Source organism: Desulfovibrio inopinatus DSM 10711 (genome assembly GCF_000429305.1).
Classification (GTDB): domain Bacteria; phylum Desulfobacterota; class Desulfovibrionia; order Desulfovibrionales; family Desulfovibrionaceae; genus Alteridesulfovibrio; species Alteridesulfovibrio inopinatus.
Window position 1 is genome coordinate 253,214 of the sequence record NZ_AUBP01000005.1, and the last position, 13,348, is coordinate 266,561.

Consider the following 13,348-nt stretch of genomic DNA (forward strand, 5'->3'; position numbering starts at 1 on the left):
CCGTCAGGGATGCTTGCCCGTCAGGTTGAGCTTCGGACGGGAGGATTTTTCTCCAAAATCTGTTCATAATGTTCACGAGCCTCTTCTGTAATGGAACGCCAAACGAGAAGCTGCTTCCGCAAATTATGCAAAAAGCCTTTGGACAGTCGCAACCACATGGTGGACTCCCCAGCCAACCGGGTCAATTCCACATCAATTTCCATAAAACCAGGGTTCCACTCTGCCGGGGTAAAGATAATTGTTACTTGATGTTTGATACCAAAATCAAACGGCGCTAACCACACGGTACCAGTCACGCGAAGACAATGCTCCAGCTCCTGAAATTCGGAATGCCGTTCCTTAGGATGTGCCTCTGCTCCCGCTCCTTCCCACGGGCATACCATGTCGTATGCAATGTTATCCGTCGAAAAAAGACCATGTGAAATATCGTGATGTGCCTTGTAATATTCATAAAGAAAGCCGGCTGCACAGGCCTGCTCTCGAATACGCATAAGAAACGGCAACTTTGTTTGTATGGTATCATTGACCGGTTCGGGCAGTGTCCACGACCGATTCACGTCGGGAATGGCGATGTCAGCAGCCACTTTGGAGGGGTAGATGACCGACACCAGCACGACAAGGATGACCAATACCATGGCCGCGACACCGGCCAACGAAGAATAGTTGGCTGTCATGCCGCTCCACATAGAGGTACCAGCAAGTAATCCCGCCGAAATCTGAGCAATTAAATACCCGAGAACCACACTCATGACGGCAAATGCAAGTGACTCGGCAATAAAAAGAAAAGCGACATGGCTCGGTGCCAATCCAACGGCCGTATAGACCCCGATTTCGCGTTTGCGTTCATACACACTTCCGATCATCGTGTTCAACACGATCAACATGGAAATAATAAGCGGAATGATGATGTTCGGTACGCCGGAATAATTCAGTGCGTCAGCCGTATAATAGACATAGGCTCCATCGCTTTCGCCACTAAACACGGTCAAGCCGAAGCGATCGGCTAAACGCGTCGCCAAGGCCGTTTCCTCTGCGCGATTTAGCCCATGCGATGAAATCGCAATGGATTTAAGCTGTCCACCCAATGTCGACAACGTCTCAAAGGGAATGACGACGGTTTGCGCAGCGTCGAGATGTTGATACCGGCTTTGGAACGAACGGACGTCCTCACCTGACTCGATAGCGTCCTGCTCGACTTCGGTTACCTCTAAAGCGCTTTCGCTTGGGAATACAACCGACGTGAGCGGCTCTCCATCAAGATCAAGCAAATCATTGAACTGTGTCCCGGAGAATGTGCCAACGACCTGAAACGACATTCCCCACAAGGAGATGGTATCTGCACCAGGAACACCAGGACGAATACCAAGACGCTCTGCCATAGTATCCGGCAACAGCGCGACGTTGCGTTCAGCTTCCGTGAACCATCGGCCGGCTGTCAAAGCTTTGCCGATGCCACTGACATTGGGTTCCGCAGCACCAAGACCAATGACACTTTGAGCGGTCTCATCTCCAGTGTGCCCAAGGACACGAACCAAAGCCGGATCGGTACGGCTCTTCAGCTCCATCCATCCTCTTGGCGATACACGGGAATTATCGGAAAACATGTCAAAAACCGCCGACTTGGCCTCGGGAGGCAATGTTTTCCAGGAAACGTCTTTGATGAGAATGCCTCGATATGGCGCTTCACTTTTAAATTGCACAGCGCCTTCTTCGCGCACGCTTTTTACGGCCGTAAAGCTCATGATGGTGAAGGTCAAAATAACAAGCGTTGTGCACGTCAACGCGGTTCGCACCTTCCGCCGACGGAGGTTACTCACCCCAATAGCGAATGCGGCCATAAAGGCTTTGAGTTTGCTGATTTCCGACGTGGTGACGTGTTTGGCCCGATTCTGCAAATTGATCATTTCTTGCTCAAAACGCATGAAAATAATCAGTGACACCATGACCGACAGGCCAATAATGAAAAAGGCCAGAATGACAACAAGCGGACTGTATGTCAGTTCGAACGCCGGATGCACTTGATAGATAACGGCAATAACAGCGGCGAGGATGCCAGAAAATGCCAGAATGCGCTTGTGAATGTCGGCATAACTGAACAGCACTCGCTCCAGGCAGTAGGCAAAGGGAACAAACAACGCAATATAGAACAACACCCCCATAAGGACGTCATGCTGCGTCTTTTCCACATCGGTATAAACGCGAGTCCCAACGGCCCATGCCTGACGTGCCGAAGCAACGAAGTCATCATATCGTTTCGCCATCCAGGCATCGTGTGCCAGGGAAAGCAGACGTTCCCCTTCAGCCTTCATATCACTGACGCGTTGATTGAAAATGCCCTTGTCTTCAAGATTTTTGATACGCGGCGCTAAAAGATTCCACATATCTTTCGCCGCCATGTACTCGGTCTTGGTCAATATGGGCCAATCGTCCACATTGTATCCTCTGCCTTGCGGGTTTTGTGGAGTTGTACCGAGCAACAACATTTTTTTCGTCAGCACCGTATCGGATAAAATGAGTTTGTATGCCGTCGACGGTTCCAGAAACACACTCAAAATGGTGGAATCGCGGGTATCAAGCCGGCTAAACCAGGAACGAAGCGGCGGCGCTTCCCGCCGTGCATCAAGGAGGTTTATCTTTGTAAAATAACGAAAGGTGCGCGGATCGAATGTTGAAAACAGCGTGCTTTGTCGGCAACCAAACATAATAAGATCGGTTTCCATGTTTGTTCGCGACATTTTAATGCGATAATTTGCCTTGCCTGTCTGCTTTTTATCGATAGCCCAGATGGTTTTCCCTGTATCGTCGCTGAAACGATATCCCTCAATAATCAGCTTATGCACGGTGAGCTTTTTACTTGAAACACCAGTTAACCGGAACGTTCCATCGCTCTCAACCATGGTATAAAATCGAGTTTTGTCTTGAAAAATAAGGAGCAACGTTCCCGGGGCGGGTTTATCGGGAAAAAGTTCCCCCTGACGGATGAACATGGCTCGACCGGTCAGTGTCGAATACACATTGCGCGGTCGTCGGTCACCGAGGTCCAGTGGGTCATTGGCAAGACTTGAAACGAGTTGGCGAACCAACAAAATTTGATTTGCCAATACAGCGTAATTGACGCGGTCGGGCGTATCGGACGGCGTTCCCCACAATGGCCTGGCATCGTTTACCGTCGCCAGGGTAAACCCCATTATCCCCGACAACGCACTAATTTCTCCGCCCATCATGGGATTGTCGACAAAATATGTCTGCCATGGACGAATTCGGCTCTGACGCAACCCATCACGATACAGTCCGGCGAGTTCTGCCTGTTTGCCGCCTTGATCATGCATCGCATTCACAACCATATTCAGATGACGTGACATCCCGCCATAGATCTGTGGACGACTGGCGCGTGGCAACAAATCAAAAGCCCAACCATCGTTGAAAGCGCCTACACCATTTCCGTGGCTGGATAAATACAACGACGTACTGGCCACAATATCTTTGAGAGCGATACCACGACGAATACCTTTTGCCGACCTGACACACTTGAGTTGAACTTTCGCATCCTTCAATGCCTGTTTATAACGCAAACGTGTTTCCGGTAAGAGCGCCTTCAAAACGGCAAGTCCCTTCGCATCGACACGGGATAAATCTTCGCTCCAACTCAAACTCCGTAACAACCGACGCTTCAAACCAAGTGCTTCAATCTGTTCGGCGTGAGTCTCGTGCTGCACGAGACGTAAACGCATAAGTTCGGAGGTAATGGAATCGACCTGATCTTTTATCGAAACATCGAATGCATCCTTGATCGCCGGGTCGCCCAATAAAGAAGCGGGATTATCCGACTTCGACAACGCTTCAAGAGCCTCCAGCGTCGCCTTGTATTGATTCACCGTACGACGCAAGGAACGTTCTTCCTCACGGAGTTCTTTTCCTTTGATACGAATAGCCGAAATAAATTCCCGTAATCCGGCCATGGATTGCCACTGTCCTGACGCAGCAACAAGGAGAACAGAGCGTTTTGGTGGGGATACTTTCAGTTGAACGGCGAGATCAAGAAGTGCGGTCAATGATGCCGACTGGTCAGCCCCGGGAGCCTGCCCCGGAACATACGCCGAGGTGTCATAAAAGGCATCGACAATAACGGCCTGCTCACCCAGAGTCTTATCGGTTCCTTCGATAAAGAGAAAAACGTTCTCGGCGGCAACATCACGCCAGTTGGCCGCAGCCGTAAGTGTCGCGTCTACGGTATCAGCAAGCTGATGATAATCTCCGAACAGTTCGCGAGCACGTTCCTGTGTCATCCAAAAACGAGGAAAACGAATGGGAGTCAGTTCGAATTTATCGTCGAAATATCCCTTGGATGTTGGTTTACCATCAACGCCGGCATCAACATACACGACGGCAAGAGCACCGAGTTGTGCAGCATTGATCCAGTTTTTTCCTGAATCGATATCCAAAAGTACGATGGCGTCTTTGACAGCTTTGCCATTGAACTCTGCATAGGCACCACTCCCCGCATATATGACATGCCCACGAATGCCGCTGGCATCGGTTGCGTTCGGGGTGACAGCATTGAGATTTGTGGGAGCGATGGGTAATGCCGGCCCTCCGTTGACGGAGATGGTGGCAGAGGCATGACTCGTGACCGGAACACGATAGAGTTGACGTCCAACGTCTCCCATATCGAGTTCTTGAAAAAATTCGGAGATGATATCGGCAGTTTTTTCACAGCCAGGCGTTCCCGTTACCCGAGGCCCGAGAGCCGCCAGCCGCTCAATAACACCATGCTCAAATTGTACGAGCTTTTCAACGGAATTTCCGCTTCCGGAAGCCAGGGATGCAAGAGACGAAGCAGCCCACGAAGGCGCACTCAACACCACGCACAACATCAGCACAAACACTGCACACATACAACGACGTATACCGAGTGAGTCCCGCCAGCGGGATGTCCCCTCCTGATGGAATGGGGCGCTCATCAGGTCATTGGGGACTGGCTGCATCAGATTTGTCCTTGGCGCTTATGGTGCCGACGGAAATGTCGAGTTGTTCACGACCTTCTATCTTGTCAACAAGACCATCGCGAATCCAAACGACACGATCCGAGACGTTGAGCATCTTGTAATCATGGGTGGCCGAAATAACGGTAACATCTCGTTCCGTGGATAACCGTTTGAGCAGCGTGATAATTTCCTCACCCGTACTCAGGTCAAGGTTTCCGGTGGGTTCATCAGCCAAAACAATGGACGGATCATTGGCTAATGACCGGGCAATGGCTACGCGTTGTTGTTGTCCTCCGGACAATTCCTGCGGCTTATGGGAATGACGCTCGCGAAGACCGACAAGTTCGAGGAGCGCTAACCCTTTATCCGTGGCCGCATCGACCGGCATGCCGGCAAATGTCATGGGTAACGTGACATTTTCCAATGCCGTCATGACCTGGATGAGATTGAACGTTTGAAAAATGTAGCCGATCTTCCGGTTACGCAACCATGCAAGTTCATATGCATCGAGTTGCGCAATATCGACTTCGTCAATAAAGACTTTTCCGGTCGTCGGTTTGTCCAATCCTCCGATCATATTGAACAATGTACTTTTTCCCGAACCGGACGGCCCCATGATGGAAAGATACTCACCGGATCGAATGGTGAGATCGACACCTTTAAGCGCTTGGACCTCAAGTTTTCCCATCGTAAAGGATTTCGTCACCTTGGAAACGCGCACAATGTTATGCTGGCTTTGATTCATGAAGGCATCCTTGGACAGTAAAACCAGATTGGCGACTGCATGTGACGAATTACCCCTCTGTACGCATGGCTTCGACAGGTCGCATTCTGGCGGCAACAACGGCCGGATAAAATACCCCGATTAAACTCAAAACAGCTCCAATGACAATAGAGAGACCGAGTGACATAAGAATCGCCATAGTTGATACATGTGATGTGGCAGTAAAACCAAAACGTATCAGCGCGACAAGTAAAGCGAAAACAAGCCCAATGAACGCGCCCGCAACTGAACCAACCACGCCCTGCATACCTGCTTCGAGCAAAAACAAGCGGAGAACAAAACTATCGAGAGCCCCGAGGCATTTCATTGTGCCGATCTCGCGAAATCGTTCTGTCACTGCCATGAGCTGGGCGTTGATAATACCGACGGTACACACAAGAAGAGAAAGAAAAACAATCCAGCGTTCTTTGGACGTGGTTGCGGCGAGAGGTATATCCCCAGCCAGACGAGCAGCCTGAGAAGAAATGTCATAGCCAGCATCATGCAGCATCCGTATAAAATCAGGATTACCGGACGCAGCAATACCGGTGACAATATTGGCTCCGACAAGAATGAAGGCGAGAAAAGCAACGGCCAGCACTAAACTGGCGACAGTGATCAATGATCGAAAGAAACGGACCTTGAGGCTTTTGATGCTAATTTCAAGGGATTTTTGAAATGGCAAGACAACCTGTCGAGCTACATCAGTCGATTCAGCCTCAAAAATCCTCTTCCGAACCGGTTTTGCCATGTCATCGCCTCATCAAGCCAGACTGTTGGGATGCATACAGTGTCCAGAAACCCGCCTTTCCATTGAACTCCATAATGCTCTCTGCACACCATCTCCAAATCGAGTCCGACGCAATGCACACAACACTGCATACTCATGTCTGCGCAGAGGCTATCGCTCTGTGCAGTTTATGGAGTTTCTACCCTTATAATACCATATATCATAATTTTGGGGCCGATGAAATGATCAATTTTGTGACACTGACCACGCAGGTCAGTTACTATTGTCTTTATTTCACAGCGAAGATTGCTTTCTCTAAAAGATGAGGTCGAATGATATTTTTCATGGTAATACGCTGGCCGCCTGACGAATTGAGAATTACTTTCCCATACCCGAGAATGCCACCCAAAAGGCCTGGTTCGGAACGCACACTTTCTATTTTCGTTAGGTCGACGGACATGGATCCCCACAATATGTCGTTGTGGATAAGACGCTTCCCTGTCAGAGCAATTCTGATGGTAAAAAAAGTCAGGAGCAAAGAAAATGCCCATATGATGCAGACCACCCCTACACCATAGCATAAGACACGAACCGCCCACAGAATGACTTTCGGCAAAATATCTTTGAATTCTTCAGGAGGTGTAAAGCTGAGATGGGCCAAGAGAAACGATTGGCTATCGATGGCATAATACGCAATAATAACGAAGATAATCGCCTTGAAAAAAACAGCCCAATGCTTTCCAGTTTTATATTCAACCGTTTCGCTGCCGAACAACAGCCGTTTCAGGCTTGCCATAGTTTTTCACCTCTTGCATGCAAATATAAAATCCCACTCTACTCCATGCCCATACGCTCATTGCGTCGACTCAGGTCTTTATCGTATATGAAATCAAATTTCAAAGCATTCTCATCGTATATCGCGAAATCCATGGAAACAGCTTATCGATGTCGTCTGCCCCCCCATTGCCTTACACCACAGACGGACATATGTTTCTTGTTAGCGGCAACATAAATGCCGGCAAAGGAGTGTGTATGACGGAGGTTTTATCATTTCTCATCGTTCTCGGGGTTGTATTCCTCGCCTTCAATTTGCTCTTTCCCAAAATTGGAGCAAACGGTTGAAGTCCTATTAAACGGGAGTGCAGTTTGCAGTCCCACAAGCCCCGAAAAGATGACAACAAGCAGGAATAATTCAGCCCAACACGGCGGCGGTCCATGCCGCCGTCGTGATTCCCAAAGCCAATATCCCGAGAATCATATCCATTGAAAAGCTCGTTCGACCGAATCGACGCTGACGCATTCCTTCTGCCAATCCCAGTATGATGCCTGCGGCAAATCCCAACGCATGCCCTGCCAGATCAATTCCAGCCGACTCTTCTCCTCCAGAGCCGAGAAACGCCAGCAATGTCAATGCAGCACCAAGTGGAATCAGGCTTTTGCGTGAGAACCGAACCGGTGTCGCCATGGCAAAAAGTCCGCCGAGTAATCCTACCATACCGAAAACGGCTGTTGATGCGCCAATGAAATGCTGTCCAGGGCCTTGAAGAATCGCTTTCATGACATTGCCGGCCACCCCTGTGGCCAAACTGAGAAAAAATCCCGTCCCAATTCCGACATGACGACAAAGTATTGTCAAAAAAACCGCACCAGTAGCCACATTGGAAAAGAGGTGAGCAACGTCGGCATGCAGAAATAAAGGGGTTACAGCACGATACCATGCACCGAGAAGGAACGCGGCCGTATCGCCGGATCCTATGGATTTCCAATCAATGTCATACCCCAAGACATGGCTTGGTGCCCCGGTAATAATAAAAAAAGCTGTCACCGCGGCCCAAAGCCCGAGCACACTCTGAGTATTGGAGACCGTCTTCGGCATGGCGAGAAGTGTATCTTCTCGTGCTTTCGCGGCATTTTCATGTCGATACAGACGAATTTCGCGCACAGCAGCCTTCACTAGCCATGAAGGGACAAAGATGCCATAGCCGTCAGCAGCATCCTCGATTTCGTGTTCGAGATGTCTGGCTGTGAGAACCAAGGACCACTCTTTCACCGTTTGAGCGTCAAGGCCTTGGGTTTCCGGATTGGCAAAAACAAGAGGAACAATATCGACGCGACGAGGCCGAAACAGCGAAAAACGAAAGCGTTTTCGCTCGGACGCGTTGCCGTCAATATTTTTTTCATTATCGTTGGAAGCAAAGGCGATGATTTTTCTCACAGGCATTTACGTTTCGTATGTCAAAAGGTAAGAAGATATATAATCCATGATGTCGAACGACACGGTGCGTTCTTCGTTTTCAACCTCAGCCGGTAGCCCCGGCATCGAAAAAGTACAACCCCATGAATACACGCAACGAACGGCTTTATTCTTTTTTTCTCGTCGCCATGCTTTTGGCTTCGTTGTATATGGCTTTGCTTGTTCTCAAGCCTTTTCTCAATATCATTATCATTGGAGTTGTGCTGGCATCATTGTGTTACCCACTCTTCACCACATTACGTCAACGATTTAACGGGCATGAATCACTGGCCGCCCTCGCCACCGTTTCCATTATCGTGCTTTGTTTTATCATACCGTTATTTTTCTTTTTCAGTGCGCTTGTTAGCCAGGCGGCGAAATCCATCGTATCCTTCCAGGCATGGCTCTCGACCTTTGATCTTAATCAGCTTCAACATGAAGAGTTTATCAAAGTTCCTCTGGACTTTCTTAAAGAACGTCTTCCATTCATTGATTTTAGCCAATTCAATATTCAGTCAGAACTTCTTGAATTAACACGTAAATATGGTCAAACACTTCTTGATTCCGGCACCGTTGTTCTTGGAAATATGGCTAATATCGTCATGAAGTCGGCCATTCTCGTGTTTACCTTATTCTTTTTATTTAAAGATGGCGAAAAGATGCTTGCACGGCTTCGCCACCTCACTCCATTGCATGCGAGTCAAGAAGACCGGATTATCGCCAAACTGAACAACGTCGCCCGTTCTGTCGTTTTGGGAAGTTTCATCATTGCGTTGTTGCAGGGAATTGCAGGGGGCATCGGCTTGGCTCTCGTCGGCGTTCCGGCACTCTTTTGGGGAAGCATTATGGGGTTTGCTTCTTTTATTCCCGTCGTCGGCACCGCTATTGTATGGGGTCCATGTGCGCTGTATCTCTTACTTACCGGAGACTGGAAATCCGGTATATTTCTCATCATCTGGGGTATGCTTGTCATATCAAGCATCGATTCATTCTTTCGCCCCTATTTTATGAAAGGTCAGTCCCAGATGTCAGTCTTTTACGTCTTTTTAGCCATCATCGGCGGACTTCAACTTTTTGGCGCATTGGGTTTGCTCTATGGCCCGCTTATTCTCAGCCTAGCGATGGTTATGCTGTCTATTTACAGCGAAGAGTATGGAGATTTTCTCAACGAAAAGAGATAAGATACAAGAAAAGAACAGCGCGGACAAAAAGACGATATCGCCTTTTCGTCCGCGTTGCCAAATGAGAATAAACTAGATTGATGCAATGGTATCGATAAGAACAGACGTTACCTTTTCTGCATTTTCCTTGAAAATACGAAGAATATCGTCCCATGTTACGGGAGCTTCGTCGAGCTTCCAACAGTCGTAATCCGTCGACATGGCCACAGCCGCATATGGCAAGCCGGCCTCATTGGCCAGTGCCGCTTCAGTGGCAATGCTCATATTGATCACATCCGCTCCAAACAACCGAAACATATTTGACTCGGCTCGCGTCGAAAATCGAGGCCCCTCGATGGTGACAACGGTTCCTCGCTCGTGATGAGTGATATCGAGTTTTTTGCACGAGCCAATAAGGCGTTGACGCAATCCCTCGTCAAACGGCTCAGCCATTGGGGTATGCACAGGATTATGCGGCGGAAAACGATCGTGGAATGTGCTGATGCGATGTTTGGTGAAGTCGATAAATTGATCTAAAATAACAAGGTGGCCCCGGTCAATCTCTTCTCGCAATGATCCCACGGCCGTTGTCGCAAGAATCGCCGTGCACCCTACCTCTTTCAACGCGGCAATGTTTGCCCTATAATTCACCTGTGTCGGCGGACAGGTGTGGCATCGGCCGTGCCGAGCTAAAAGAACAACATTTTTTCCGGAAATGGTGCCCTTACGTAAGGTGGAATTGGGAACCCCGAACGGGGTATCCACTTCCACGTCATGCGCATTTTCGAGAATATCAGGATTATCAAGGCCGCTACCGCCAATAATGCCGATTTGCGCCATGGTCTGTCTCCGGGGGGGTCGGGCCTCAGACATCATGGAACGATACAACGATCGATACCACATTGATGCCTGGGCAATGGATGGAAAGATATCGCGTCAGGAGTCGATCTCCTGGTGCAGGAATACAGGAATTGCCAATGAAACTTTAATCGATGGTCAACACGCTGGAACACGCATAGCCGTTAAGACGTCCTTGTCCCTTAAGAAATCCAAGCTCAACAAGAACACCAACACCGACAATATCCGATTGAAACGGGTCAATCAGTTGCAAAACCCCTTGCAAGGTTCCGCCTGTCGCCAAAAGATCATCAATAACAAGTACTCGATCATCTTTTTTTAGAGCATCTTCATGAATACACAATGTGTCCGTGCCATACTCGAGATCATAGGTAACGGAACGCGTTTTATACGGTAATTTTCCCGGCTTGCGTACCGGAACAATACCAATCCCCATGGTGTACGCCAATGCCGACCCGAAGATGAAACCACGTGCTTCCGCACACACAATCTTTGTCGGACTTTGGGCCTCGAATTGTTCAGCCATTTTATCAATAGCATGGCGAAACGCCGGACCATCACCAAGCAACGGGGTGATGTCAAAAAATACGATCCCTTCTTTGGGATAATCGGGAATGTCGCGAATGTACGCGCGCAGATCCATAATGTGACTCCTTCACGATGCGCTTGTCAAAAAGAAAAAAATTGATAAATTTTTTCAGCACTTTCGTCAAGACAGACAAAGACGACAAAAAGCAGTATAATACATTGAAAATAAAGCTCTTTACCATCTTCATGCAGAGCAACAATGCATAGTGAGCGCTTTACACCGTGCATTTTTGCACAACAATACTAACAGCCCGTTTCTTTACACGCCCGGGCTCCTCTATTTCTGGAGATTCTTTTGTCAACACTCTGCACTACGCTCGTTACGGCTTCGTGTCTGTTGCCTTCGGCTGGCGCATCCCCGATGTATGAGGCCAGTATAGCCATTGCCGACGGAACGATCCTCGATATCGGTCCATCCTCACGTATTATGCAGGAATATCATACAGAGAACCACATTGACCTTGGACAAGCACTTCTGCTTCCTGGTCTCGTCAACACCCATACCCATGCGGCCATGACTTTATTTCGCGGTTTGGCTGATGACTTACCGCTTATGCAATGGCTTTCCGAGCATATTTGGCCCAAAGAAGCCAAGCTCACCGCCCATGCCGCTGAAGTTGGAGCAATGTTGGCGTTTGCCGAAATGATCGCAGGCGGAATAACGCAATTCTGTGACATGTATCTTTTTGAAGAGAGAGTGGCACGAGCTGCCGATACAGTAGGAATACGGGCCGTTCTCGGGGAGGGATTGTTTCTTGCTCCCAACCCGTCCTACACCGCCATAGAAGAGGGACTTGCGAAAGCTGAAGCGCTCCTTTCACAATACGCAAATAATGATCGCGTCACCGGTGCGGTCATGCCGCACGCTATCTACACGACAAGTCCCGAGCTTCTGGAATCATGCCGCGACATGGCAGCACAATATCATACCAATATTTATATCCATGCAGCCGAAACCGCCCAGGAAACGGCGATGTGCCTCGAAACACATGGAAAGCGCCCCATTGCGTACCTCAACGATTTGGGCTTGCTGACGCCTCATACCGTTCTTGTCCACTGCGTCGATGTCACCAGCGAAGAAATCGAATTGCTGGCAGAACGCGGAGTCTGTGTGTCACATAACCCCAAAAGCAACCTCAAGCTCGCTTCTGGAGTTGCACCGATTCCGGCCATGCTCGAATCGGGAATACCCGTTGGCCTCGGCACAGACGGCGCTGCGAGCAACAATAAACTTGATCTCTTTTCGGAAATGAACGTCTGTGCCTTGCTCCACAAAGGTGTTGGTGCAGACCCGACCGTGACACGCGCCACACAGGTTCTCGATATGGCGACACGCGCAGGGGCCGCCTGTCTTGGTCAGTCTACGAGTGGATGTCTCGAAAAAGGGAACGCTGCCGACATCATCGCGCTTGATTTGAGCCAGCCGAACCTCGTCCCCATGACCAACCCGACATCACACGCCGTATATGCTGCAGACGCAGGCAATGTCCGCTTTACGATGATCAATGGAAAGGTTTTATATTTCGACGGAAGCTTTACGACAATGGATTATCCGTTGCTCCTTCGCGAGGTGGAAGAACTCCAGGCATCAATGTGACGACAATTTCAAAACAACACTTTTTCTCTTGACATCACCTGGAGCAATACTACAGAAGTATCGGTTTCGGGATTCATCAAAAAAAGAAACAATCCATCCAGCACAGCGTAATCCGGAGGAAATAATATGTCCGTGCAAACCCACACCGTCAATGGCGTCGAATGCTTTCCCATTATCGATAAATGTGAAGGCTGCGAACGCACTCGTGAACACGAAGGAATCAAATTCTGCACCAGTTACCCCATCCCTGAACGCAAATGGGCACAGAAAGTCTGCAACTTCGCGACGCACGTCAAAGCGGAAATCGACAAAACCGGTAAGGTTAAAGTCAACCCCCTCAAGGCGTCCAAGCGCGCTGCCCGCGGTCGCTAGGTCATTACGACACCGTTCTTTTCAGGGATTCGGGGGCTCTTCCGAATCCCTTTTTTTATTTC

Annotated in this window: 10 protein-coding genes; 3 read left to right on the forward strand and 7 right to left on the reverse strand. The window is 49.1% G+C overall.

All coding sequences use genetic code 11. The features are described from left to right. Window positions 1-20: 20 nt before the first annotated feature. The 5 genes from G451_RS27865 to G451_RS27870 form a co-directional block, all read right to left on the reverse strand. Window positions 21-4,985 carry an FtsX-like permease family protein gene (locus G451_RS27865; protein WP_051261198.1) on the reverse strand — a complete coding sequence of 1,655 codons (4,965 nt, stop codon included), beginning with the start codon at window positions 4,983-4,985 and terminating at the stop codon, window positions 21-23. After that, window positions 4,966-5,730 carry an ABC transporter ATP-binding protein gene (locus G451_RS0105710; protein WP_027183496.1) on the reverse strand — a complete coding sequence of 255 codons (765 nt, stop codon included), beginning with the start codon at window positions 5,728-5,730 and terminating at the stop codon, window positions 4,966-4,968. The genes G451_RS27865 and G451_RS0105710 overlap by 20 nt, the downstream gene beginning before the upstream one ends. Window positions 5,731-5,779: 49 nt before the next feature. Further along, entirely contained in the window at window positions 5,780-6,499 is a 720-nt protein-coding gene (locus tag G451_RS0105715) for an ABC transporter permease (RefSeq protein WP_034640886.1), read from the reverse strand. Between the two features lie 268 nt (window positions 6,500-6,767). Continuing rightward, the gene (locus G451_RS0105720; protein ID WP_027183498.1) at window positions 6,768-7,274 is read right to left on the reverse strand and encodes a PH domain-containing protein; all 507 of its coding nucleotides are present in this window, start codon (window positions 7,272-7,274) and stop codon (window positions 6,768-6,770) included. Window positions 7,275-7,670: 396 nt separating this feature from the next. Beyond that, window positions 7,671-8,699, reverse strand: a complete 1,029-nt coding sequence (locus tag G451_RS27870; RefSeq protein ID WP_051261199.1) for a rhomboid family intramembrane serine protease — start codon at window positions 8,697-8,699, stop codon at window positions 7,671-7,673. A 116-nt stretch (window positions 8,700-8,815) separates the two neighbouring features. Between G451_RS27870 and G451_RS27875 the strand changes: the two genes are divergently transcribed. Beyond that, window positions 8,816-9,892 (forward strand): AI-2E family transporter, encoded by a 1,077-nt coding sequence (locus tag G451_RS27875; protein ID WP_034640889.1) that lies wholly within the window; start codon window positions 8,816-8,818, stop codon window positions 9,890-9,892. A 72-nt stretch (window positions 9,893-9,964) separates the two neighbouring features. Here the strand turns inward: G451_RS27875 and mtnP are convergent, their stop codons facing one another. Together mtnP and G451_RS0105745 are read right to left on the reverse strand one after the other, a co-directional pair. Then, the gene (gene mtnP, locus G451_RS0105740) at window positions 9,965-10,711 is read right to left on the reverse strand and encodes an S-methyl-5'-thioadenosine phosphorylase (protein ID WP_027183499.1); all 747 of its coding nucleotides are present in this window, start codon (window positions 10,709-10,711) and stop codon (window positions 9,965-9,967) included. Between the two features lie 145 nt (window positions 10,712-10,856). After that, window positions 10,857-11,372, reverse strand: coding sequence for an adenine phosphoribosyltransferase (locus G451_RS0105745; RefSeq protein ID WP_027183500.1), 516 nt, complete (start codon window positions 11,370-11,372; stop codon window positions 10,857-10,859). A 240-nt stretch (window positions 11,373-11,612) separates the two neighbouring features. On the opposite strand from G451_RS0105745, the gene G451_RS0105755 reads away from it, so the two are divergent. Continuing rightward, the gene (locus G451_RS0105755) at window positions 11,613-12,914 is read left to right on the forward strand and encodes an amidohydrolase (RefSeq protein ID WP_027183501.1); all 1,302 of its coding nucleotides are present in this window, start codon (window positions 11,613-11,615) and stop codon (window positions 12,912-12,914) included. A gap of 126 nt (window positions 12,915-13,040) precedes the next feature. After that, window positions 13,041-13,286 (forward strand): PxxKW family cysteine-rich protein, encoded by a 246-nt coding sequence (locus G451_RS0105760; protein WP_027183502.1) that lies wholly within the window; start codon window positions 13,041-13,043, stop codon window positions 13,284-13,286. Window positions 13,287-13,348: the final 62 nt, after the last annotated feature.